Here is a 24,006-nt window from a genome sequence, read left to right as displayed (position 1 = left end):
GGAAACTTTCTCCTAAAATTGGGCGTTACTTTCGGTTTTATCACTCAACCCTAGGGTTTAGTGATAGTAGGGTTGATTCATGAATCAACCCTACCCAAACCCCCCGTTGGGGCCCAAACCCCGGAGCGCATTAGTTTTTCGGTGGGATGCTTACACGCGATTGTTCATATTTTTGTACTAATTTAAGAGTCACTGATAATTGCTAATTGTCGGTATTTCTGCAAATGTGGGATGCACTCGCTAAAACTGCTCTTTTTTACTTTTTACTTGACAAATTACCGGCTATTTGCTGCGAGGTCCGGTATTCGGGAACTAAATCTTGTAGGGACTTAACTAAGCCCTGACGGTCATTAACTTGAATAGAATTAAGCAGTTGCTCTAATTTGATTTGCAATTCGTCCCAAACAAGAAAGTGTTCATGAGCGCAAAAAATCTTGGGGTGAGCGGTGGGACGAGCTTTATCGGTATCGATTAATAATTCTTCGTAGAGTTTTTCCCCTGGTCTTAATCCCGTGATTTTAATATCAATATCTTGCCCTAATTCCAAGCCACTTAAACGAATCATCTGTAGGGCCAAATCGTAAATTCTTACCGGTTCACCCATATCTAACAGGAATACCTCACCCCCTCGGGCCATGGCTCCTGCTTGTATAACCAAACGCACCGCCTCGGGAATAGACATAAAATAGCGAATAATATCGCGATGGGTGAGGGTAATATTCTTACGTTGGGCGATTTGTTCCCGGAAACGCGGCACCACGGAACCGCTACTATCGAGAACATTGCCAAAGCGGACGATCGCGCAACAGGTGGAAGTGTCGGGTAAAGCGGCCAAAGCTTGCACGACTAACTCAGCACAGCGTTTGCTGGCCCCCATAATGTTAGTCGGTCTGACGGCCTTATCGGTGGAAATGAGAACTAAATTACTAACCGAATTCTCGATCGCGGTCTGAGCGACATTTAAACTACCCCAAACATTAGTGTAAACCCCCTGACTAGGATTGGCTTCCACAAGAGGAACGTGCTTATAGGCGGCCGTGTGATAAATTGTCTCAATCTGGTGTTGTTGGATGACTCGGGCCAGATGATTGCGGTCGAGAACATTGCCTAGATAGGCATACTTGCGTAAATCGGCATAATTTTCACTTAAATCGAGATCGATTTTGTAGAGGGAAAACTCGTTTAATTCGTAGATTACCAAGCATTTTGGCTTGAGGAAGGCGATTTGTCGGCATAATTCCGAACCGATGGAACCGCCACCCCCGGTGACTAACACCGCTTTACCCGTGACATTTTTTGCCAAAAGTTCGGGATGGGGTAGAATTTCTTCCCGTCCTAATAATTCCGAGACATCGACACTGCGAATCTGATTGATGACCGCTTCTCCCGATAAAATTTTTGAGAGGGGAGGAATGGTTTTAATGTCGATGGGTAAAGTTTCTAGACTTTCGATGATTTGCCGCTTTTTGTCCTTGGCTACATTCGGAATAGCGAGAATAACCCAGTCAAAGGCCCGTTTTTGGTGCAGTAGTGCCAATTGAGAGGGGGAATAAACCCTAATGCCTTGGATAACTCGCTGCTGCAAATCGGGATTATCATCAACAAAGGCCAATAAACGATAGTGGGGGTCATTTTGTAGGGAACGTGCCAATTGACGACCCACAACCCCCGCACCATAGATAACAATTGTCGGTTCTCTATCGACACTACTGACGTAAATGTTAAGACGGTGAAAGACAGAACGAATCAACAATCTGATCCCAATAACCAATACTAGGGTTAACAATGCGTCGATAATCAGGACTGAACGCGGCAAAAAGGCATCCCTTTGAAAGTAGGCCAGACTGATTAAAACCCCTGAACTATAGAGAACCGCTTGCATTACGGACGAAAGAAACTCTAATCCTGTATAACGTACTACGGGACGGTAAATACCTCTGAGATAGAAAACTAGAAGTTTAATCGCAATTAAGCTGAATATTTCCCTGAAAAAAGGTCTAATTTGCTGATATTCGAGGCTCAGATTCAACCTGAGAGAGAAGGCTAGATAGATGGTCAGACAAAAAATCAGGCAATCGCTGACCATTAAAAGAGATCGCTTCGATGACCTAGATAGGGAATTAGCCAATTTAAGGATTTTGTTCGCCAGTTTTCTATACATCATCTGGGGTAAGCTCATCTAAATTAGTATAAAGTGTACTTGACAAATTATAATCATTTCAGATGGTTCTGATACGCTCTAGACCGATGAAAACCTTATAAACTCTGGCATTGATATTCTCAATCTCAATTGACTACATAATCAAGTTCTAATCTCAAACAAGAACAGGAGAAAGAAAAAACAGCAGGTTCTTTGTTACTTAGTATGGTTCGATAGGGGGGCATAAATTGACTAAATCCTTATCTGGCAAGAGACTTAATTGATTAGTTCGCTCTAGATCAAAAATAATTGACAAAAATCGCCAAATACCTTTCTATATAAGGGTTCCATCCCTTATAACCCCCGTCCATTGCATAACAAAAACCGAAGAACCAAACAGCAAAAGGTTTTGGCTGTTAAAATGACTGGTTGAGACAAGCAGGGGTAGCAGACGGGGGGAGGAAGCTGGCAGATATTTATCCTGCAATTCAATCTTGACAGACCACTAAGTATTTCTCCCCCAAAAGTAGATTCGTCGCTCTTGCCTTTAAGCTGTTGACTATCTAAATTACTCGTTAAGACTGCACCAGAGTTGGGAGCGCCGAGGAGTAAGGTCGATCATTTGTACTAAAATTTTCCCTAGGCAGTTTCAATGCAATACAGATCACCAGCTTTTCATCGCTGGCAAAAAATTTTTTGCTCCCGCAAACTAGCCGATAAATGACCGCTAGTCAAGGGTTACAATCAAGAATTGATACAAAAATTTATCGAGTCAAGTTATGAGTAATCAGTACGATGCGATCGTGATTGGGTCGGGAATCGGGGGATTGGTGACAGCGACGCAATTAGCGGCAAAAGGGGCAAAAGTCTTAGTTTTAGAGAGTTATCTGATTCCGGGGGGCAGCGCAGGTTATTTTGAACGAGAGGGTTATCGTTTTGATGTGGGTGCTTCGATGATTTTTGGTTTTGGCAAAAAGGGGACGACTAACCTCCTAACCAAGGCTTTGGCAGCGGTGGATATAAGTATCGAAACCATTGCCGATCCCGTCCAGATCCATTATCATCTCCCGGACGGATTAGACTTAAAAGTTCATCGCGACTACGAACAATTTTTACAGGAATTAATTAGCCATTTTCCCGCAGAAAAAACCGGCATCCGGCGCTTTTACGATGAATGCTGGCAGGTTTTTAATTGCCTCAATAGTATGGATTTACTATCGCTGGAAGAACCCCGCTATCTGACTAGGGTTTTTTTCCAGCATCCCTTATCCTGTTTGGGATTGGTCAAGTATTTACCCCAAAATGCGGGAGATGTGGCCAGAAAATATATTAAAGACCCGAAATTATTGAAATTTATCGACATGGAATGTTATTGTTGGTCGGTAGTACCCGCCGATCGCACTCCGATGATTAACGCGGGAATGGTCTTTAGCGATCGCCATTACGGGGGAATTAACTATCCCCGGGGGGGAGTGGGACAGATTGCTCTCAAGTTAGTCGCGGGATTGGAAAAAGCTGGTGGTGAAATCCAGTATCAAGCGAGAGTGAATAAGATTATTTTAGATGCAGGACGGGCGATCGGGGTAAAATTGACCAATGGTAAGGAATACTACGCTAAAAAGATTGTTTCTAATGCCACCCGTTGGGATACCTTCGAGAAACTACTCCCCCCGGAATCTCTCCCGGGCAGCGAAAAAAAATGGCAAAAACGCTATCAAAAATCCCCCAGTTTCCTCAGTTTGCATCTGGGAGTTAAGGCCGATGTGTTACCATCAGGAAGCGAATGTCACCATATTTTACTAGAAGATTGGGAAAATATGGAAGCAGAACAGGGAACTATCTTTGTTTCTATTCCTACCTTACTCGATCCCTCCCTCGCACCCCCGGACCATCATATCATTCATACTTTCACCCCTAGCTGGATTGATCAATGGCAAAAACTGCCCCCTCAAGAATATCAACAGAAAAAAGAGGCCGCTGCTCATCGTCTCATTGATCGCCTGAAAAAACTCTTTCCCAAACTAGATACAGGATTAGATTATATCGAAATTGGCACAGCCCGCACCCATCGCCGCTTTTTGAATAGAATCGATGGCAGTTACGGCCCAATACCGCGAAGAAAACTGTTAGGCTTATTAGGAATGCCCTTTAATCGCACAGCTATTCCTAATCTTTATTGTGTGGGAGATAGTACCTTCCCTGGTCAAGGATTAAACGCGGTGGCCTTTTCCGGTTTTGCTTGCAGTCATCTTCTATCGGTAGATCTGGGTTTACCTCGTCCCAGAGATTAAAAGCTGAAAATCAGGATTTTTACCGGCGAATTCGGAAACGGGAAGGTAAGACTTGACAGCGTTTCTCAGATGGATGAAGCGCATTTTTGCGACTGGAATCCTTACTTCGGCAAGGTTTAATCTATACTTCACCTTGATGAGAAACGCTGTGGATATTCAACTAAATCTGGTTATTAAAGAATGATTATTTAGGGTTTGCTGAATAATGGTAAAACCCTTTTAAAATAAGGCTTTTGACCTGTTAAAGTCCGATGTTCATGCTGCGAAAATAGGATTGGGACTTTCAAAAACCTTGCATTATCCTTCTTGTGGTACATCGCTTGGTACAAAAAACAAGGGCAACAAAGCCTGAAACGACCGACTCCTGACGACCGGCTACTGACTCCTACCCCCAGGAAAAACTTTTTCAGCAGACCCTATTTAGGGTTTGCTGAATAAATCTAAAAACCTTGTTAGATAAGGCTTTTGACCTGTTAAAATCCGATGTTAGTGCTGCGAAAATCGGATTGGGACTCTCAAAAACCTTGCATTATCCTTTTTCTTAGTACACAAGTTGGTACGAAAAGAGAGTTAAAACCCATTGCCAGTAGGGACTATAGCTACAATGATTGATTTTTCTCAAGGTGAAGAATTGTAATTTTTTTTCTCAGAAAAAATCAATTATTGAGGTTCTTCGTTACTTGGTATGGTTCGATAGGGGGGCATAAATCGACTAAATCGTTATCTGGCAAGAGACTTAATTGATTAGTTCGCTCTAGAGCAAAAACAATTAACAAAAATCGCTAAATGCCTTTCTATATAAGGGTTCCATCCCTTATAACCCCCGTCCGTTGCATAACACAAACCGAAGAGCCGGTTTTTTACTTGATTCTCGACCACGGGTTCACGAGTTAATCCTCGTGCCGCCAATTCTTTTTTCCTCTTTCCTAGGGACCTTTGCTGATAATCGGGTCTCATGACACCATTGTTACTCCGGTTTGAGTTCAGGATACTTCCAGATTTAGAAGATCAGGGCTTGCCCCTAGTTTCTCTTTTTCTTTTTAGGGCGCTTTGCGTCCTTCAGGAGCTGATAACTGATTCAAGGCTGCCTCCTGCCTCCTGCCTCCTGCCTCCTGCCCCTTGATGGGATGGCTAACGGCTAAAAATAATCTTCTCGATGGCATCTAGGGCGGTTTCTAGGTCATCGTTGACGATTTGATAGGGGAATTCCTCGCTGGCGGCCAATTCTTCTCGGGCGCGCTCTAGACGACGGGCGATCGCTGTTTCGGCATCTTTGCCCCGGTCGCGCAAACGACGTTCTAATTCCTCGAAAGTGGGGGGTAGGATAAAGATTCTCCGCGCTTCGGGGAAGCTTTTACACACCTGTCTGGCTCCCTCTAATTCGATTTCTAGAATTACGGTCTGGCCTGTTGCTAATTGAGCAGCGATCGCTGATTGGGGTGTTCCATAGTAGTTGCCCGCATATTCGGCCGATTCGAGAAATTCTCCGGCTGCCATTTTCTCCTCGAAACTGGGACGGTCGAGAAAGTAGTAATCTTCCCCCTCAATTTCACCCGGTCGAGGTGGGCGCGTAGTAGCGGATACGGACAGGTAGAGGTTAGGGAAACGAGTTAGTAAATGCCGTACTAGCGTACCCTTGCCCACACCGCTAGGGCCAGTAATGACGATTAATTGACCGGGTTGCATGGGGTTAATAACTTAGTTGCTACTATTAACAGGGGCTTCCTTGTTGACCACGAAACGGTGAGCCACGGTTTCCGGTTGAATGGCCGACAGCACTACATGACTAGAATCGGTGATGATCACCGCACGAGTCCGTCTTCCGTAGGTAGCATCGATTAAACAGCCTTTATCCCGAGCATCACTGATGATGCGTTTGATAGGAGCCGATTCTGGGCTAACGATGGCGATAACCCGATTAGCGGAAACAATATTACCGAAGCCGATGTTGATCAGTTGTATATCCATAAGTTAACAAAGGTGCAGCCCTTTGTACAAAAGAGTGTGGAGGTATGATTACAATGTTATCGGGAAAGATTTAGCCTTACAACGCTAAAAATAACATTCTTAATCACATTTTAGTATTTTTTCAGGTTTTTTGCGATTTTAATTAAATTTGTTTACACGAGTCTCTATCTTAGGGAGTAAATAGTCCAAAAGTCGGGAAAATTAGGGAATTTTGAGGGTGTGGGGTGATGGGGGAGTGGGGTGTAGGGTGTGGGGAGTGGGGTGTGGGGTGTGGGGAGTGGGGTGTAGGGTGTAGGGTGTGGGGTGTAGGGTGATGGGGAGAACAAAGCTGCCTCCTGTCTCCTGTCTCCTGACTGCTGATCACTGATCACTGATCACTGTTAAGAATGTCCCCGGCAATGGCATGATAATTATGGTGACTAATAAGTATTCTCTATCCTTGGTGGGTGTGTTAGACTATGGGTTTTGCTGATCTATCGATCGCTGATATTGCGGCAGAGTACGATCTGGCCGATGAATCTGTGTTGTCACTTTGCGACCAATTAGGCATCTCCTATAAAGATCGGCAGACTAATCTCGCCCTAGAAGATGCTAAAGCAATTATCTCACTGATTTTATCCCAACGCTCAGGAGTAACCGCCTCTAAAACGGAAACGTCCCCTTGACTTTATTCCCAACTGCGATCTTCTCGGTGTCCGTGATCACTTAGAATCGATCGATACCCTCCCAGAGGAGAAAATTTTTTAGTCACCTTAAAATCCCCTTTCTTGGAACAATTGCGAGTAGGAGAACAATGATCAAACGTTTGATTGTAGCAGCGATCGCTGTAGTCTTTTTTGTATTACAATTCAATCTTAACGGCGCTAGTGCCTTAGAACTCAATGAAAAAACCCTCACCATCACCCTCAATGACGCAGGGGAATCGGTGACTTTGACTTCTGAACAAGCGACGGAAGGACAGAAACTTTTTGTCGCCAATTGTACTAAGTGTCACCTGCAAGGTAAAACCAAAACTAATAATAACGTCAGTTTGGGTCTGGGTGATCTAGCAAAAGCGGAACCTCCCAGAGATAATCTGTTAGCATTGATTGATTATCTAGAACATCCCACCAGTTACGATGGTGAAGATGATCTAAGCGAACTCCATCCCAATGTTAGCCGTCCGGATATCTTCCCAGAATTACGCAATCTGACCGAAGATGATGTGTATAACGTCGCCGCTTATATGTTGGTTGCTCCCCGTCTAGACGAGCGCTGGGGTGGTACAATTTACTTCTAAATTGCCCTCCATATATCTCTCAATCCCTCTAGATTTCTAGGGGGATTTTTGATTAGACAGCAAATAGTTGTAAAAATTCTTTGAGTTCATTTAATACCTCATGCTCAAAGTTCCAAATATGACGTTTGTTTTTCATAACATAATCAAATCCATTCATACTGCATTTCCTGCCAGCTTGTTTTTTGTCTTCTGTGGAACAGGTATCAAATCGTAAATAGTTACTAATCCAAAACTTATCAAAATCTTTGTCTTTAATCGATTTTTCTTGCTTGTTTAAACAATTTCTCCAGTCTTCTAAACAATCCGCATAGGTGGAATCTTGATTTTTAATCTTCTTGAGAACTGTTTCTAGTTCTCCTTGTCCTTCCACATTGGTAAAATAACAAGCAAATTCTGTGATTTGATCTTCTATTGTTGTCAATCTATAAAGCTGACTGGTTTCCCTAATATCTTCCGCTTCTGGATACACCTTTTTCAGACAATCGTTAAGCCAATTTAGTCGCTCTGTCTTAGTATCAGAATCTTGATCGATAATAATACCAACTTTAGGGATAGCTTTTTTACCAAGAGTCGCCTTAATTTCATCGAAAGTGCTGGTTAATTTAGCTTTATCTAAACCCTGTAAACATTTATAGTCATCTTCCTCAAAGCAAATCGGTTTATCTAACTGAATTTTGTTAATATTTAAGTATTTTACTAGGGCTTCGATAAAAATTTTATCATTCTTGCTCTCGACGATTAATAAGTTACTCACCTCTCACCTCATTGCCATGTTTTAAGGCGTACTCTAAAGTGCTTAATTGTCTTTTAATACCAATAATTTTATCAGTTCTGGGACTCCTTGCTAGTTCAAAATAGGCCCCCTGTTCTGGATAATATTCTAACCCCACATCGGCAAAAGCTTGGATCATCTCTAAACTGTGGGTTGTGGCAAAAATTTGGCTATCTAGTTCGATAGCTAATCGGAATAAAGTTTTCCAAATATCTGGGTAAGCAGTATAGTGAAGACCATTTTCTATTTCATCGATAAAAATAATTTTTTTAGGATTGATGAGTAGAGCAAAAATCATCTCTATCAGACGATTAATAGCTTCACCAAACAGAGATATGGGTAGGCGTTTTCTCTCTTTTATTTTCAGATATAAATTTGGTTCACCCAGAAAAAAACTTTCTATTTTTTCAATGGACGGATCGAGAATTTGTAGAGCTTTTAGCACTTCTTCTTCCTGTTCATTAAAAACTATTTTAGTATAGGCCTCGCTCAATTCTTGCAAAGATTTATTGACAGATGCGGCAATGATTACTGGTTCCTCATCACCCCCATTAGGTAAAGCTAGTATCTCCTTAGAACTGGCAATTAAAAAATAGTTCATTTGCTCATCATTTGAGTCATGATCATGGTCAAAACTTGTGTGAATATTTAAGATAGAAATAACTGATTTATCTTTAGCGATAAAATCGTATAATTTTTGCCAGTCTTCAGAGATGCCTAGAACACTATCTTTAAGAGAACCAGAAATCGATATTTTTACCAATTTGTCTCCTTGGTTAGATTGGGAGCCTTTTAACTCAATAATATTTTTTCTATCAAGATTGAATAATAAATCATCCCAAGCATTTTTGGGAACAGCCCGAACAACTGCTAAAGATTGCCTACGAATGATTCCTCTGATGTAGGGATGAATAGTATTTGGATAGGGATAACTATACAAAAATATTGCCTCTAACAGGGCAGTTTTCCCTGAATTGTTCTTACCACCAATTAAATTAACTCGCTCAAAACCTTCAATTTTGGTATGCTCAAAACATCTAAAATTACTAATTTCAATATCCTTAATCATGTTGACCTCTGGGCTGGATAAGCATAAATTTAGGGTTAGGAATGACCCTGGCAAGATAGGGGTTGTTTTACTTAATTCTAGACGAGAATCGCCTCCAACTCTCAAAAAGGTGACTATCCCCCACCGAAACTGCCGCCCTAAGAGATAATAAAGACAGGGATTTATTTACATTTCTTCATCATGGCTAGAGACTTACGAGGATTTATTAAGCTTTTAGAAGAGCGTGGGCAATTACGCCGCATTAGTGCATCGGTCTCTGCCGATTTAGAAATTGCCGAGATCGCTAATCGGATGCTACAGGTGGGGGGACCGGCCCTACTGTTTGAAAACGTGCAAGGGGCCGAGTTTCCCGTCGCTATTAACCTGATGGGAACGGTAGAACGTATCTGTTGGGCGATGAACCTGAATAAACCCGAAGAATTGGAAGATTTAGGCAAAAAACTCGCCCTCTTGCAACAACCGAAACCGCCGAAAAAACTCTCCCAAGCGATCGATTTTGGTAAAGTTTTATTTGATGTCCTGAAAGCCAAACCCAACCGTAACTTTTTCCCTGCCTGTCAACAGGTGATTTTAGAGGGGGATGAGGTAGATTTAAAGAAAATTCCGATGATTCGCCCCTATTCTGGCGATGCAGGCCAGATTATCACCTTAGGGCTAGTAATTACTAAAGATTGCGAAACGGGAACCCCTAACGTCGGTGTCTATCGCTTACAGCTACAGTCTCACAATACCATGACCGTCCACTGGTTATCCGTGCGCGGTGGGGCGCGTCACCTGCGAAAAGCGGCACAGATGGGCAAAAAATTAGAAATAGCCATCGCTTTAGGGGTTGATCCTCTGATTATCATGGCCGCTGCCACTCCTATCCCCGTAGATCTCTCAGAATGGCTGTTTGCGGGATTGTACGGCGGTTCCGGGGTACAGTTAGCCAAATGTAAAACCCTTGCTTTGGAAGTGCCGGCCGACTCAGAAATCGTCCTCGAAGGAACAATTACTCCCGGAGAGGTATTGCCAGATGGACCCTTTGGTGATCACATGGGTTACTATGGCGGTGTGGAAGATTCACCTCTGATTCATTTCCACTGCATGACCCATCGTCGCGACCCCATTTATTTAACCACTTTTAGCGGTCGTCCTCCCAAGGAAGAAGCGATGATGGCCATCGCACTTAATCGTATTTATACACCGATTTTACGGCAACAGGTGTCAGAAATCAGGGATTTTTTCCTACCGATGGAAGCTTTAAGCTATAAAGCGGCGATTATCTCCATTGATAAAGCCTATCCCGGACAAGCGCGACGAGCGGCCTTAGCTTTTTGGAGTGCCTTACCCCAGTTCACCTATACTAAATTTGTCATCGTCGTCGATAAGGAGATTAATATTCGCGACCCCCGGCAAGTGGTTTGGGCAATTAGTTCTAAAGTGGATCCAGTTCGCGATGTGTTTATTCTCCCGGAAACCCCCTTTGATAGCCTCGATTTTGCCAGCGAAAAGGTCGGTTTGGGGGGGAGAATGGGAATTGATGCCACGACAAAAATGTATCCCGAAACTGACCACGAGTGGGGGGAACCTTTGGAGTCGGATCCAGCCATGGCGGTCAAGGTTTCCCAACGCTGGTCAGAATACGGTTTAATCGATATTAATTTACAAGAAGTAGATGCCAATAAGTTTGGCTACGAAATGTAGATTTAACTGACTAAATAGGGTCTGCTGAAAAAGTTTTTCCTGGGGGCAGGGTGTGGGGTGTGGGGTGTGGGGTGTGGGGTTTTACCGGTTTTGAGGTGGCCAATTACCTAATTTTCAGGGAAAAAGTCCCGGAATTTTCCCCCCAATCACTCCAATCGCTGCTACTTTTTGATGGGTACATCTCACATTTGCAGAAATACCGACAATCAGCAATTATCAGTGACTCTTAAATTGGTACAAAAATATGAACAATCGCGTATAAGCATCCCACCGAAAAGCTAATGCGCTCCTAGGGCTGTTTCATTCTCCCATCAGAATATCAAAAGTAAAAGCGATCACAGTCAGGTAAAATGAGGAGTGACCGCCAAACTTTCAAATATATGTTGAGCTTAATAGAAAAACTGAAAGGCTCTTCGTTACTTGGTATGGTTCGATATAGGGGCATAAATTGACTAAATCCTTATCTGGCAAGAGACTTAATTGATTAGTTTGTTCTAGAGCGAAAACAATTGACAAAAATCGCAGCAATGTCTGTCTCTATCGGGGTTTTATTCCTTATAACCCCCTCCGTTGCGTGGCACAAATAGGGGAACCTAATTTTTTTCAGGGCAATGACTGGTAGGCAACCCGAAAATTATATAGATTAGTGGCAAAAAAGACTTGACAAAATCCCTCGATTTGACCTATACTTTTTATTATAATGGGAATCCGTGCCGAAATATATATAAGCCTTTTTACTTCCGCTATAAGTTTGTCCGAGAAGCAATCGAGAAAACCATAAACGGGTCATTGGAGGAGCCTTATGCCAGAATCTAGATCTGAGATTATTTCAGTGAAAGTTAAAGAAAATGTCACCATGTTAGTGGAAGCGAGAAGTTTCGGTGGTGAACGGGAAGTATCCGATCAAATATTTGACTTTCAAAGTGTGGCTGATACAATTGAGGCAGTTACTGAATCGATCGCTGCTACGATAAGTAAAGTGCAGCCCAAAAAGGCAACCGTAGAATTTGGGGTAGAAGTCAGGGTAAAATCTGGTAAACTAACCGCTTTAATTGTGGAAGGTGAAGGAAAGGGAAATTTAAAAATTACCCTAGAATGGGGAGGATAAATTGATTAAATGCTTACCCCGGAATCTCTACCCCCGTACACTGTCAGGTTAAAGTTAATCTATGGGTCAGGAACAGGCTTTTTTGTGGGACAAGGGTTAATTTTGACCTGTCTTCATGTGGTGAAAGATGCGCGGGATAATCAGGAGACTATCGAGATAATTTGGCAAGGTCAAATTTCTGGGGCTAAAATTATCGACTTACCGAATCTAGACGGGATCGATCTGGCTCTTTTACAATTAAACTCGTCTTTAGATCACAAATATGTCGATTTTGATCACGATTTACAATTAACAGATAAATTATACACTTTTGGCTATACCAACGATTATCCGAACGGTGATCCTAGTGACTTTGAGTATATAGGTTTAACGGGGGATGAAAACCCCTTAATCAAGTTTAAATTAGGGCAAGTACAACCCGGTTTTAGTGGTTCACCGCTTGTAAATTTACGCACGGGGAAAGTGTGCGGAGTGGTGAATAAAACCAGAGATGAGTACAGTGATTTAGGAGGAAGAGCGATTCCAGTTCAGACTATTTTTAAATATTTTCCGCAATTACAACCCCAAAAAAATGCCCATAATCCTTTTAAACCCACTTCCGGAGGTATTAAAGAAATTCAGCAGATTTTTGGCCGGGAACAAGAAATTAAAGATATTTTTGAGGTTTTAAATTCCGGCAGTAGTGCTGCTATTATCGGGGAAAGGGGAACGGGAAAAACCACCCTGCTTTGGGGAATTTACCATCAAGCAAGGGAGTATTTACTTAGTCAGCGACAACCCTTGTATCTAAACTTAGAAAGATTAGCAGGAGATAAGGATTTTTATTATGAATTATGTCATCAGATTGGTATAGCTGCGAATTACGATAAACCGCTCAAAGGAACTAGATTAACTAGGGAATTAGAAAAACACAAAATCCTGTTATTATTGGATGTGGTAGATAATATGACTCAAAAATATTTCAGCTATCAGCTTAGAAGTCAATTAAGAGAGTTAGCTAATCGTCCCGATCCACCTTTAAGATTAGTAGTAGCGGCTAATCGTTCCCTTGATGTTTTATTTCCTGATAACAAAGGAGGTGATTCACCTTTCGAGGGAATTTGTCAACAATTTCCGATTAAATTATGGGATGAAGCTAAAATTAAAGAGTTTATTAGTCATCGTCTAAGTCAAACTGGAGTGACTTTTACTGAGGAGGAAATAAGTTCTCTTGTTAGCCAAAGTCAAGGAAAGCCGCGAGAGGTGATGCAAAATTGTTTTAAACTTTATCAAACCAAAGTCAATAACTCAGCATCCCGAACTTAGGTTATAACTAAATAATAAGTTGATTTAATTTTGGGTTTGATCCTACCTTGATAAGGGGGGTTTGATCCCCCCTGCCCCCCTTGATAAGGGGGGTTTGCTCCTACCTTGATAAGGGGGGTTTGATCCCCCCTACCCCCCTTGATAAGGGTAGGGCTGTTTCATTCTCCCATCAGAATATCAAAAGTAAAAGCGATCACTATCAGGTAAAATGAGAAGTGACCGCCAACTTTTTAAATATATGTTGAGCTTAATAGAAAAACTAAAACAAGTCAAGGACTTTCGGAAAGATAAAGGAAAAAGACACCCTTTATGGATAGTATTAGTAGTAATAATACTAGGAACAATGCTAGGATACTCAGGTTATAGAGAACTAGGAGAGTTTGCTAAAAATAATCGGCACAGGCTGAGTAAAGAATTTAACATAATTCCAGAAAGAGTCCCATCCTATTCAACAATTAGAAGGGTAATGATGGGAGTTGACTGGCAGAGTTTGTTAAAAATGTTTAATGAATGGGCATTACAAGAATATGGACAAAGAGATGATATAAATTGGCTAGGCATAGATGGAAAAAGTCTCAAAAACACCCTAAAGAATCCTAACAATGAACAACAAAATTTTATCATGTTTATCTCATTGTTTAGTCAAGAAAGTGGCTTGGTATTACACTTAAAAAGAATCGAAAACAAAAAAGGGTCTGAAATCGACGAAGGGCAAGCTATAATTGAGGATTGCTCTCTCCAAAATAAAGTTTTTACTGGGGATGCTTTACACTGTCAGAAGAAAACAATCAGCTTAATAGCCAAGACTAAAAATGACTATGTTATCACCGTTAAAGGAAATCAGAAAAATCTTTATCAGCGAATACAAGACCTGAGTAATTCCTCAAAGCCAGAAAGTTTTTTTCTTGAACAAGATAATAGTCATGGACGAAAAATATCAAGAAAAATAGAAGTTTTTAAAGTGAGGAAAAATGAAAGAAAAGGGTTTGAAAATCTGCGAAGAGTTATTAAAGTAGAAAGAAGGGGTAGTCGCGGGGATAAAACCTATGAAGAAACAGCTTACTATATCAGTAGCCTAACCGAATCCGCCGAAGTATTTGCTAAAATTATTCGAGGACACTGGAAAATAGAAAATCAGTTACATTGGGTAAAAGATGTAATTTTTGAGGAAGATAAAAGCGAAATTAGTGATTTTCAAGCGGCCAGCAATTGGTCAATTCTCACAACCATAGGATTGAATCTTTTCAGAGGTTTGGGTTTTCTCTCAATCACAGAGGGACAGAGGTGGTTAGCTGAACGTTGGGAAAAACTGATAGTTTTATCGACGTAAGAAGCAGAAAAATTAGCTAAATTAACAGGATGTACTCTCAGAAAATTTGAAGAGAGATAGGCTTTTAGTGGCTTGGGAACAAGCTTTATCAATTTATTCATAATAAATTTGGCAGAGGATTAAAGATTAGTTATTGTGACTAACTATTTTGATTAGAAAAAGATAAACTTGAGAATCTTCAGTCAAATTTATTGACTCAAAATTAGCTGTACTTAATTTAAATGAATCAACCCTACCCTTGATAAGGGGGGTTTGATCCTACCTTGATAAGGGGGTTTGATCCTACCTTGATAAGGGGGTTTGATCCCCCTACCCCCCTTGATAAGGGGGGTGCTGAATAGTAGGGTTGATTCATGAATCAACCCTACCTTGAGTAACACCTAACTACTTAATAAACCATCACCGGGTAAATAGCTAGAGATAAAAATTATGAAGGAAAGCACCGTCCCCAGAATTAATCTCGCTCCTAAACTCAAACGCGATTTATCTTTATGGAATCCTTTTGATTATCTTTTGCTGTTGTACTGGGTGTTTTATTTTCCCCAAGCAGTGCGCTGGTATGTGGAAACGAGAGGCGGCGGCGATAAATTAACAGAACAGAAAACATGGCGCGATACAAGGCAATTTCTCCGCGACCATCCCGTACAATTGCGTCTAGGGATTCAGGGTCTTCTCTTAACTGTAATTACCCCTCTGATTATCTTTAGCATAGCGGCAAATTTAGGACTTTCTGTTGATTGGTTCGGCGTGGTGTTCGGCGTGGGGTTCGGCGTGGTGTTCGGCGTGGTGTTGGGCGTGGCGTCGAGCGTGGTGTCGGGCGTGGTGTCGGGCGTGGTGTTGAGCGTGGCGTCGAGCGTGGTGTTCGGCGTGGGGTTGGGCGTGGTGTCGGGCGTGATGTTGGCCGTGGTGTACGGCGTGGAGTCCGGCGTGGTGTCGGCGTGGTGGTGTCGGGCGTGATGTTGGCCGTGGTGTCGGGCGTGATGTTGGCCGTGGTGTCGGCGTGATGTTGGCGTGGTGCGGTGTTGGGCGTGGGGTTCGGCGTGGTGTTGGGCGTGGTGTCGGGCGTGGAGTCCGGCGTGGTGTCGGGCGTGGAGTCCGGCGTGGTGTTGGGCGGGGTGTTGGGCGGGGTGTTTATATTCGCCTTTTTCCGTCTTGATAATTGGCTAATCGGGCTTTTTGCTGGCCCTCAAGGGCGACTTTTTCCCCGTATTACCTTTCTACCGCTGCCGGGGTTAACCTCGACTCTACAACAATGGTTACAGCAAGACTGGGAAACGGCTATTAATAACCTCAATCAATACCTTCAGTACAGCCGCCAGTTTATTCCTGTCCTTGTCGCCATTAACCGCGTTTTATCGCAATTCCCAGAGGCAGAAATTATCTATCGCGTCTCCCGTCTGGCAGAAAATCCCTCCGATTGGCAATTGTTAAAATATGCGTCCGCGAAACCGTTTTCTTTTCCTGACAGCAAAATCCGTCTAGATACTCCTGCTCGCGCCGCCGCCGCTGGTTTTTGGTATCTTCACCAACAGGACACCGAAAAAGCCGAAAAAGCCTTTGCTGTGGTACGTTCCCTCGCCTACGGGGAAGAAATGTATAGCCTCGCCCAAACTTTATACCGATTTAGTCTGGCAGCAACTCCCGATAGTATCGCTTCCCTGGAGGTTGCCCCCATTGCCGCAGAACCGTCATTACGTCCGCAAACTTGGCAAGCTATCAGCAGTTTAAATCTAGTTATCGCAGAAATGGCTTTAGTCCAGAGAAGTTACTCCCAACAGGTCAGATCCCTCGCTCTTAATCGGATTATCGGGGAATTAAGGGATATAACCGACCAACAGGCGGCTACTTTACCCCAAGCAGAAAAAGAATTAATCCTTTCTATCGCCGAAAAATGGGCAGAAATTAGCACATCCATCGCGGGAACGGTGGGAACGGTAACTATTACCCAACCGATTCCTAATCCCTACATTATCGGTGATCCGGTGATCGGTAAACGCTTTGTTGGTCGTGGGGATATCCTGCGGGAACTTCAGTCAATGTGGTCGGGAGATAACCTATCCTCCGTGGTTCTCTATGGTCATCGTCGCATGGGTAAAACTTCGATTCTACGCAATCTGGAGGCATATCTTCCACCAAATGTCTCGGTTATCTACATTAATTTACAGCGCTTGGCCACAGTAACCAGCCTAGCCGAAGTTCTCCTGACTATGGCTGAGGAAATCGCCCAAACTTTGGCAATTGATGCCCCGGAAGAGGAAAAAATCTCCCAACATCCAGAAATGTATTTTAATCGTTATTTAGACCGTCTGATGCGCCAGATTCTGCCGGAAAAAGCTAAAACCGGTTTAATTATTGCCCTCGATGAGTTCGAGATAATTGAGGATTTAATCGAAGCGAATACCCTCCCCCAGAATTTCCTCGGCTATCTGCGTTCCCTTGTCCAGAGTAGTCCGCGTCTAGCTTTTGTTTTTGCCGGATTACATACCCTAGAGGAGATGACTGCCGATTATTTTCATCCTTTTTTTGGCAGTGTTTACCCGATTCCAGTCAGTTTCCTCTCTCCTGAATCTACTCGCGTTATCCTCGCTAATCCCGTTGGGGAAGACGAGGATTTTCCCCTAGACTATACCCCATCCGCTTTGGACAAAATTTATCAACTTACCCACGGTCAACCCTATCTAGTACAACTGATCGGCTTTCATCTGGTACGTTTTTATAATAAACAGGTCTTTGAGTTGCAACGTCCCCAAGATATTCGTTTTCAGGTGGAAGATGTGGAAAAAGCCATCGATGACGAGTTTTTCCAAAGGGGGAATTATTATTTTACGGGTGTCTGGAAACAGGCTAAACAAGAGCCGGCCGGACAACAGGAAATTTTAATAGTTCTTTCTCCCCATCTGCAAGGATTAACCCGGGCAGATTTACTGTCCAGCACCGGATTAACTGCCACAACTCTCGACCGGGCCCTAAAAACCCTTGAAAATCATCATGTCATCGAATGCCAAGACTGCCGTTATCGGATTGCTGTGGAATTATTCCGTCGTTGGGTATCGGAAACGAAACAAGAAACAATGACCTAAATTCTTTTGTTATATTTTTGGCTAATATCTCAGCCCAGAATGGGGCTTGCTTAATAAATGTGAAATGTAGGCAAGGTAAGGGTTTTGGGGGTCTGTCTTGCGAAACAGGTGCAAGGAGAGAATCGTGCTTCAAAACCTTGCGTCTTCATCGGCCCGCGTCCTGTAGGGGCGAAGCATTCGGGCAATAACCTATCACTGAAACCGTAGATTTTCTATCCGAATGCTTCGCCCGTACTTTTTCAGCAAACCCCAAATAGGGGGGTTACAGGGCAGCACGGATTCCCACTATAACAAAATAATAGAACAAATCTGGAAATTTGTCAAGGCCTTGGCAATTTTCTGGTTAAAATTGTTTGTTGAGATGGGGTAAGGGGCAAGACCCGCCCGGCCCCGACGAAAAACTTTAGTATAATCAAGAATATTTAAGTAAGTGGTTTCAATTAAATTGAAGATAGATTTTGTCCTTGATCCCCCCTGCCCCCCTTGATAAGGGGGGTGCCGATAGGCGGGGGATCCCCCTTGATAAGGGGGGTTTTGATCCCCCCTGCCCCCCTTGATAAGGGGGGTTTTGATACCCCCTGCCCCCTTGATAAGGGGGGTGCCGATAGGCGGGGGATCCCCCTTGATCATGGGGGTGTCTGACAATTTTTAATACCCACCTACTTATTATTTATTAGCTTTTCTGTCTAAGATTGATGTTAAAGGCTGTTCTGTTCGATTTTAATGGGGTGATCATCAATGATGAACCGATCCATCAAGAGTTAATCAATGAAATCTTGATCGGGGAAAATTTACTGCCCCTAGGGTCGGAATTTGCGGAGTTATGTCTGGGAAGAAGCGATCGCGTCTGTTTGCGTAATGTTCTCACCCGTCGCGGTCGTCAAGTGACCGAGGAGTATCTGACTAAGTTAATTAACAAAAAAACCAGTTTATACCGAGAAAGAATAGGAAAATTAGAGAAACTTCCTATTTATGAAGAGATATACTCTTTTTTAAAACGGGTTAAGGCCAGGGATCTACAAATCGGTTTGGTGACGGGAGCAATACGCTCGGAAGTAGAATCAATCTTGCAACAGACGGGCCTTGGGGATTACTTTAGTGTCATTGTCACCGGGGATGATATCAGCACCAGTAAACCTCAACCGGATGGTTATTTACTGGCCGTAGAAAGATTCAATCGTTGGAATTTTAATCTACAGTTGCAACCCTGGGAATGTCTGGTGATTGAAGATACTTTTGCCGGTTGCGAAGCGGCAAAAAGAGCGGGAATGCAGGTGGTGGGAATCGCTCATACCTACCCCTTCCATTTTATGCAGAGAGTGTCTAACTGGGCGATCGATAATTTCTCCCAACTAGACCTCGATCGCGTGGAGAAAACTTTTAGCCAAATCGGGGAAATAACCGAGCGATCGGGATTTTTAGGCAATTTATAACCATCTAGGGGTGATTAACAAGCTGAAAATCCCTACTTGCAAAAATTGGCAATTCGTGTTATACTAACGAAAGTGCTAAGAAAATGCGGGTGTAGTTTAGTGGTAAAACCCTAGCCTTCCAAGCTAATGATAGGGGTTCGATTCCCCTCACCCGCTTAAGCTGTTGTGCAGTAAACGTCTAAGGAATTATCGGTAATATCAACGGCGATTCTGACTTAGAGATCGCTATCTTCTAAATATCTCCGCAAATCTTTGGTACGCTGCTCGGTGACAGCTGCCAAACAATTACTGTAAATCATGGGAGCTATAGAGCCTCCCTCAAACGCACTTCTTTCAAATTCGCAACTGCTGTCTCTAAACTTAATCCAAGCTTGTTGGGCGCTAATTAATTTTTGTTTGCGAGCAGCTGACAGTTTTGGCAGTAGTTGTCGATAAACTTGATTTAACTTGCGATCGGCGTTTTGATAAGCGATGCTGGCACAAATGTTCATTTCGCTTTGAGTCTGGGGATTGTTACAGTTAGGATTTTGAGCTAGTTGCAAGTTCGTCGTTCCAGATGCGGGACTTGCAATGCTAGGGGTAGCCATCGCGACGGCCAATAAACTTGCTATGCTTAATAAGGTTAGTAAAAACTCTCCCATGGCCACTTATTTTAATAATGGTAAGAATAGGATAACAGAAATGCGATCAAATCGACCATAGCTTTTTCATTCTGCTCGATTTGTTGGTTGGATTGCTTAAGTAGCTGGTTATAATTAAATTAAAAATGGATTTTAGGTTCGATCCCCCTGCCCCCCTTGATAAGGGGGGTGTCTGATAATTTTTAACGCCTACCTGCTTAACCCTATTTCATTATTTCCAAAAAAGAAAATCAGAGGAGTTGATCACTAAAAAACCCAGACGGGAACTCGTTTATAAGCGGGGGTTCCACAACGAGGGTCGATTTTAGCCTTGAATAAAATATTGGCTTCGGGATAGAACATAAAGCCAACACCTTCGCGAATCGGACCGAAAATAAGTTCAATATTCTCTAATTTACCGGCATCTCCTTGAACGGTGACTCGTTGATGTTCTTGAAAGCTGGCTTTTTTGGCATCTTCGGCGTTGATCAATAAACAATGACGGTGAGGCATTCCCCGATATTTATCGCCCATTTGATAAACAACGGTGTTATGTTGTCCATAACTGCGTCCTGTTCCGAGAATCAGGGCAATTCCGGGGGCATTTTCTGGTTGATTGAAATCTTGCTTTTGCGGTGCTTTTAAAGTGGGTAAAGGGGTGACAGACATTTGCGCTTTTCCGGTCGATGTTGGAAAATGGGGTTCGGTAAAAATCCGTCCGCTAATGGTAAATTCTGTTTGGGTTTGATCTAATTGCCCGATCTTTTCATAACCCGGAATCGTTTTGGCGATTAACTGACGAATATAGGCGGTATCGTGTAATCTCGACCAATCAATTGGGTTTGTGCCTAAAACCTTGACGGCAATATTTGTTAATAGTTCTACTTCCGAGATGATATCCATATCGGAACCCTGTAGATGACTGCTTCCCCGCTCGTTAAAACGGACAAAATTATTGCCCGATTCGGTGGTTGTCGGGTGAGGATTTTCAAAGCGAGCGAATACGGGTAAAATTACCGTATTTTGTCGGGCTAATCCCTGAAAATGTCCTAAATTTGGCTTGGTGGCAACATAGAAAATCGTATCAATTTGAGCTAAGGCTTTTTTGGCTTGATTTAAATCTGGATTTGCCCCATAAAGATTAAGTACCTAGGCAAAATTAATTACATACTCGCCTCCAAAATTGTCCAGCACTTTTTTAACGTAAGCGAGGAGGCTCTTTCGGTCTTTATAGGCGCTAAATTCAATCCATTCATATTTTAAAAATCTCCATAATATTTCAATTAAATTTAAATGAGGTGAATAAGTGGGCAACCAAAATATTTTCAAGTTTTTCTTTTCCCATTCCTCAAGTTTCTCCATAAATGCCTCGCTGGTATGAATGGAAGCTTGGTCAATTATTATGACGGTTTTTTTCTGTATATTTTGGCAATATTTATCCAGAAAATTAATAACTATCTCGCTAGTAACCGTTCCGACCTGTGTCTCATAAAATAATTGATTATCTCGTTTCATTATTCCTAAAATATTTAGTCTTTTACCTTCAATTGGTGGTAACTTTATCGTGGTTTTTTCTTCTTGCCAAGCGTAAGGAATACAAGGCTTTGAATCCCATCCCATTTCATCCAAATATCCTATCTCAATCTCTCCTCTTTTTTCCTGTTTTTTTAGTTCTTCTAAAATAGGTAGTTTGACCTCAAGCTCCCACTCATCAGGGGTTTTGGCGACCCCTCTTCTCACCCTTTTCCACCTCATGTTGATTTTTTTTATGAGTCTTTTTATCGTGTCTTTGCTTACGGTTAATTTCCATTCTTCTACAATTTTTATCTGGATTTTTTTTAAGCTTTTCGGTTCTTCTTTTACCCAGTCAATAACTTGTTGACCTTGTGCTTCTGTCAATTTAGGTTTTCTCCCTCTTCCTCGACGATTATAAAAACCAATTAGTTTTCTATCTTCCCAGGCCGTCAACCAATTATAGATGGTCTTTCTCGTAACTCCAAATATTCCGCTCAATTCTTCTATCGTGGTTCCCTGAAAACTTAAGAGTATACATTTCGCTCGCTCTCTTACTTGATGATGTTTACTAGCTCGATAAATTCTCTCTAGCATTTTCTGGCTCTCGGGTTTAGGTCTCTAATCAATCTCATTGTATTTTCCTGCTGCTTCGTTTTTTTATGTATTATACTTCTTAATTTTTTATTTGGGTAATTAATTTTGCATGACTACTTACCTCCCAAACAGAAAAGGGTGTTGATTTTTCCCCGTTCGGCAGCTTCAATTAATGCCCTGGTATCATAACCGCCGGTTATATTTAATGGCTTTCCTAAAAGTTGAGCAAGTGCCTCGGCGATTTCCTGACGTAATCTCACTGTAACGCCCATAGAACCGAAGCCCTGTACATTAGAATGACCTCTGATTGGCATGGTTCCGGCTCCGATTTTGCCAGCATTTCCCGTCATTAAAGCGGTATTGGCAATACTGATAATATTATCTACCCCGTTTTCCTGTTGTGTAACCCCCATCGCCCAAGCGAAAACCACACGCTCTAAATTGCCGAAAAGGGCGGCGGTTGCTTCAATTTCTTCTCGGGATAAACCGCAGGTTTTAGTAATGGTTTCCCAGGGTGTTTGTCGGGCATAATCTATAACAGATTGCCAATTTTCTGTATGGGATTTGAGATAATCCCACCGCACTAAATTTTGTTCAATTAAAGATTTTTGTAATCCGACGAATAGGGCAGTATCGCTACCCGGTATCGGCTGTAGGTAGAGAGTTGAAATATCGGAACCGCCCCGCAATAAAGATTTAATCGGAAAAGCGGGTGAGGAGAATTTGACCAATCCGACTTCAATTTGCGGGTTAATAATAATAATTTTACCGCCGCGATCACGAATTTGAATTAATTCATTCATCAGGCGAGGATGATTAGCCGGAGCGTTAGAACCGATCAATACCACACAATCGGCTTGTTTTAAACTTTCCAGACTGACCATCGAAGTTCCGGAGCCGAAAACCTGTTTTAAGCCTACGGTCGAGGCGGCATGACAGAGATCGGAACAATCGGCTAAATTATTACTTCCTAATGCCCGGAAAAACAATTGTAAGAGATAGGCGGCTTCATTAGAAGAACGTCCCGAACTATAGGAGGCTAGAGTCTCGGACGGTTGATGAAAAGCTTGTTCGGCTAATCGATACACTTCTTCCCAACTAATACGTTGATAGTGACTTTCTCCGGCTTTTAAGAGGACGGGATAACTAAAACGACCCAAGCGGTCGCATTCTAAGGAGGTTAAGGACTGTAATTGAGCGAGATGATAGGTTTGAAAAAAATCGGTTTTAATACCTGGCATTAATTCGGAAGTAACTGCCTCGACACTTTTGAGACAACGTTGCAGACTTTCCCCCGCTTCGTTGACAAAACCGCCTTTTTGTCCCCCCGTTCCCCAAGCGCAAGCTAAACAGGCACTTTTATGATTTAAGGTTTGCCATAGTTTAATCCCTTGAGGAGAGAGGGTTTTTTCTGCCCAATATTGCAATACGGGAAAACCCCCGCCCGCTTCAATTTTGTCCGATGTTTCTCGTTCTTTCATCGCTTTTTCTCCCGATTTTTTCTCAAATCCCTCCGATAGGGAGAGTGTCCCCAGTACAGTTAAGTTTATCACCATTTTTAAAAAAGTGCATCATCAAGACATAAACGACTGGGTAAGCTACGGTTAGTTGTTGACAATATCCCCTGATTGTGATTTTATCAGACTAGGGAAAGGTCTATTGAAATGATAATTCCGATGGATGAAAATGAAGACTTTCAACATTTAGAAGAGATGATTGTTAACGAAACGGATATCTTCGAGATCGCGTTTTGGGTCAACTCGCACTCTTTACTTGCTGTCCAGACAGGGGAGCGTCTGTGTTAAAGCCGGACTTG

At 42.6% G+C, this 24,006-nt stretch carries 17 protein-coding genes, 1 tRNA gene and 4 pseudogenes; 12 read left to right on the top strand and 10 right to left on the bottom strand.

Annotated elements, in window-relative coordinates; genetic code table 11:
* Positions 1–256: 256 nt before the first annotated feature.
* Complete coding sequence (locus VL20_RS13650) at positions 257–2,161, bottom strand: polysaccharide biosynthesis protein (protein ID WP_052276808.1); 1,905 nt, start codon at positions 2,159–2,161, stop codon at positions 257–259.
* 758 nt (positions 2,162–2,919) lie between these two features.
* On the opposite strand from VL20_RS13650, the gene crtH reads away from it, so the two are divergent.
* A complete protein-coding gene (crtH, locus tag VL20_RS13645) occupies positions 2,920–4,431 on the top strand; it encodes a carotenoid isomerase (RefSeq protein WP_052276807.1) in 1,512 nt (503 codons plus the stop codon).
* 1,131 nt (positions 4,432–5,562) lie between these two features.
* Here the strand turns inward: crtH and gmk are convergent.
* Positions 5,563–6,117 (bottom strand): guanylate kinase, encoded by a 555-nt coding sequence (gene gmk, locus VL20_RS13640; protein WP_002762373.1) that lies wholly within the window; start codon positions 6,115–6,117, stop codon positions 5,563–5,565.
* A 12-nt stretch (positions 6,118–6,129) separates the two neighbouring features.
* Positions 6,130–6,399 (bottom strand): extracellular matrix/biofilm regulator RemA, encoded by a 270-nt coding sequence (gene remA, locus VL20_RS13635; RefSeq protein WP_002737924.1) that lies wholly within the window; start codon positions 6,397–6,399, stop codon positions 6,130–6,132.
* 458 nt (positions 6,400–6,857) lie between these two features.
* Here remA and VL20_RS13630 point away from each other — a divergent pair, with 458 nt between their 5' ends.
* Both VL20_RS13630 and psbV read left to right on the top strand, forming a co-directional pair.
* Positions 6,858–7,064 (top strand): hypothetical protein, encoded by a 207-nt coding sequence (locus tag VL20_RS13630; RefSeq protein WP_002735525.1) that lies wholly within the window; start codon positions 6,858–6,860, stop codon positions 7,062–7,064.
* 128 nt (positions 7,065–7,192) lie between these two features.
* Positions 7,193–7,678, top strand: coding sequence for a photosystem II cytochrome c-550 (gene psbV, locus VL20_RS13625; protein WP_012264644.1), 486 nt, complete (start codon positions 7,193–7,195; stop codon positions 7,676–7,678).
* A gap of 52 nt (positions 7,679–7,730) precedes the next feature.
* On the opposite strand, the gene VL20_RS13620 is transcribed toward psbV, so the two are convergent.
* Positions 7,731–8,432, bottom strand: coding sequence for a DUF3226 domain-containing protein (locus VL20_RS13620; protein ID WP_002762377.1), 702 nt, complete (start codon positions 8,430–8,432; stop codon positions 7,731–7,733).
* Positions 8,425–9,519, bottom strand: a complete 1,095-nt coding sequence (locus tag VL20_RS13615) for an AAA family ATPase (RefSeq protein ID WP_002762378.1) — start codon at positions 9,517–9,519, stop codon at positions 8,425–8,427. The genes VL20_RS13620 and VL20_RS13615 overlap by 8 nt, the downstream gene beginning before the upstream one ends.
* Before the next feature lie 180 nt (positions 9,520–9,699).
* Between VL20_RS13615 and VL20_RS13610 the strand changes: the two genes are divergently transcribed.
* Positions 9,700–11,205, top strand: coding sequence for a UbiD family decarboxylase (locus VL20_RS13610; RefSeq protein WP_052276806.1), 1,506 nt, complete (start codon positions 9,700–9,702; stop codon positions 11,203–11,205).
* A gap of 14 nt (positions 11,206–11,219) precedes the next feature.
* The gene (locus VL20_RS32705) at positions 11,220–11,435 is read left to right on the top strand and encodes a hypothetical protein (protein WP_071825119.1); all 216 of its coding nucleotides are present in this window, start codon (positions 11,220–11,222) and stop codon (positions 11,433–11,435) included.
* A gap of 142 nt (positions 11,436–11,577) precedes the next feature.
* Here VL20_RS32705 and VL20_RS33785 read toward each other — a convergent pair.
* A pseudogene (locus VL20_RS33785) lies at positions 11,578–11,788 on the bottom strand (hypothetical protein).
* A gap of 219 nt (positions 11,789–12,007) precedes the next feature.
* On the opposite strand from VL20_RS33785, the gene VL20_RS13605 reads away from it, so the two are divergent.
* From VL20_RS13605 to VL20_RS13575, 7 genes are all read left to right on the top strand, one after another.
* Entirely contained in the window at positions 12,008–12,313 is a 306-nt protein-coding gene (locus tag VL20_RS13605; RefSeq protein WP_002762380.1) for a CU044_2847 family protein, read from the top strand.
* Between the two features lie 9 nt (positions 12,314–12,322).
* Positions 12,323–13,618 (top strand): S1 family peptidase, encoded by a 1,296-nt coding sequence (locus VL20_RS13600; RefSeq protein WP_052276805.1) that lies wholly within the window; start codon positions 12,323–12,325, stop codon positions 13,616–13,618.
* A 238-nt stretch (positions 13,619–13,856) separates the two neighbouring features.
* Complete coding sequence (locus tag VL20_RS13595; protein ID WP_128575398.1) at positions 13,857–14,948, top strand: ISAs1 family transposase; 1,092 nt, start codon at positions 13,857–13,859, stop codon at positions 14,946–14,948.
* A gap of 429 nt (positions 14,949–15,377) precedes the next feature.
* Positions 15,378–15,905, top strand: a complete 528-nt coding sequence (locus VL20_RS28685; protein WP_284526150.1) for a hypothetical protein — start codon at positions 15,378–15,380, stop codon at positions 15,903–15,905.
* Between the two features lie 62 nt (positions 15,906–15,967).
* Positions 15,968–18,028, top strand: a complete 2,061-nt coding sequence (locus tag VL20_RS13590) for an AAA family ATPase (RefSeq protein ID WP_284526149.1) — start codon at positions 15,968–15,970, stop codon at positions 18,026–18,028.
* Between the two features lie 695 nt (positions 18,029–18,723).
* Complete coding sequence (locus tag VL20_RS13580) at positions 18,724–19,461, top strand: HAD family hydrolase (protein ID WP_052276803.1); 738 nt, start codon at positions 18,724–18,726, stop codon at positions 19,459–19,461.
* 85 nt (positions 19,462–19,546) lie between these two features.
* Positions 19,547–19,617: transfer RNA gene (locus VL20_RS13575), tRNA-Gly, on the top strand.
* 59 nt (positions 19,618–19,676) lie between these two features.
* On the opposite strand, the gene VL20_RS13570 is transcribed toward VL20_RS13575, so the two are convergent.
* The 4 genes and pseudogenes from VL20_RS13570 to VL20_RS13555 all read right to left on the bottom strand — a co-directional run.
* Positions 19,677–20,102 (bottom strand): lysozyme inhibitor LprI family protein, encoded by a 426-nt coding sequence (locus VL20_RS13570; protein ID WP_052276802.1) that lies wholly within the window; start codon positions 20,100–20,102, stop codon positions 19,677–19,679.
* A 246-nt stretch (positions 20,103–20,348) separates the two neighbouring features.
* Positions 20,349–21,224, bottom strand: a pseudogene (locus VL20_RS13565) (molybdopterin dinucleotide binding domain-containing protein); the annotation flags it as partial.
* A gap of 6 nt (positions 21,225–21,230) precedes the next feature.
* Positions 21,231–22,228, bottom strand: a pseudogene (locus VL20_RS13560) (IS630-like element ISMae24 family transposase).
* 81 nt (positions 22,229–22,309) lie between these two features.
* Positions 22,310–23,671, bottom strand: a pseudogene (locus tag VL20_RS13555) (molybdopterin-dependent oxidoreductase); the annotation flags it as partial.
* Positions 23,672–24,006: the final 335 nt, after the last annotated feature.

The organism is Microcystis panniformis FACHB-1757, from assembly GCF_001264245.1.
In the GTDB taxonomy this organism is placed as follows: Bacteria; Cyanobacteriota; Cyanobacteriia; order Cyanobacteriales; family Microcystaceae; genus Microcystis; species Microcystis panniformis.
The sequence above is the reverse complement of the archived record's forward strand: the minus strand, read 5'-3'. Positions and strand labels throughout refer to the sequence as shown.

What these genes read in the sequence shown, in the direction of transcription:
- VL20_RS13650 (WP_052276808.1), bottom strand. Translation starts at nt 2,161, where the DNA reads ATGTATAGAAAACTGGCGAACAAAATCCTTAAATTGGCTAATTCCCTA.
- crtH (WP_052276807.1), top strand. Translation starts at nt 2,920, where the DNA reads ATGAGTAATCAGTACGATGCGATCGTGATTGGGTCGGGAATCGGGGGA.
- gmk (WP_002762373.1), bottom strand. Translation starts at nt 6,117, where the DNA reads ATGCAACCCGGTCAATTAATCGTCATTACTGGCCCTAGCGGTGTGGGC.
- remA (WP_002737924.1), bottom strand. Translation starts at nt 6,399, where the DNA reads ATGGATATACAACTGATCAACATCGGCTTCGGTAATATTGTTTCCGCT.
- VL20_RS13630 (WP_002735525.1), top strand. Translation starts at nt 6,858, where the DNA reads ATGGGTTTTGCTGATCTATCGATCGCTGATATTGCGGCAGAGTACGAT.
- psbV (WP_012264644.1), top strand. Translation starts at nt 7,193, where the DNA reads ATGATCAAACGTTTGATTGTAGCAGCGATCGCTGTAGTCTTTTTTGTA.
- VL20_RS13615 (WP_002762378.1), bottom strand. Translation starts at nt 9,519, where the DNA reads ATGATTAAGGATATTGAAATTAGTAATTTTAGATGTTTTGAGCATACC.
- VL20_RS13610 (WP_052276806.1), top strand. Translation starts at nt 9,700, where the DNA reads ATGGCTAGAGACTTACGAGGATTTATTAAGCTTTTAGAAGAGCGTGGG.
- VL20_RS13605 (WP_002762380.1), top strand. Translation starts at nt 12,008, where the DNA reads ATGCCAGAATCTAGATCTGAGATTATTTCAGTGAAAGTTAAAGAAAAT.
- VL20_RS13600 (WP_052276805.1), top strand. Translation starts at nt 12,323, where the DNA reads ATGCTTACCCCGGAATCTCTACCCCCGTACACTGTCAGGTTAAAGTTA.
- VL20_RS13595 (WP_128575398.1), top strand. Translation starts at nt 13,857, where the DNA reads ATGTTGAGCTTAATAGAAAAACTAAAACAAGTCAAGGACTTTCGGAAA.
- VL20_RS28685 (WP_284526150.1), top strand. Translation starts at nt 15,378, where the DNA reads ATGAAGGAAAGCACCGTCCCCAGAATTAATCTCGCTCCTAAACTCAAA.
- VL20_RS13580 (WP_052276803.1), top strand. Translation starts at nt 18,724, where the DNA reads ATGTTAAAGGCTGTTCTGTTCGATTTTAATGGGGTGATCATCAATGAT.
- VL20_RS13570 (WP_052276802.1), bottom strand. Translation starts at nt 20,102, where the DNA reads ATGGGAGAGTTTTTACTAACCTTATTAAGCATAGCAAGTTTATTGGCC.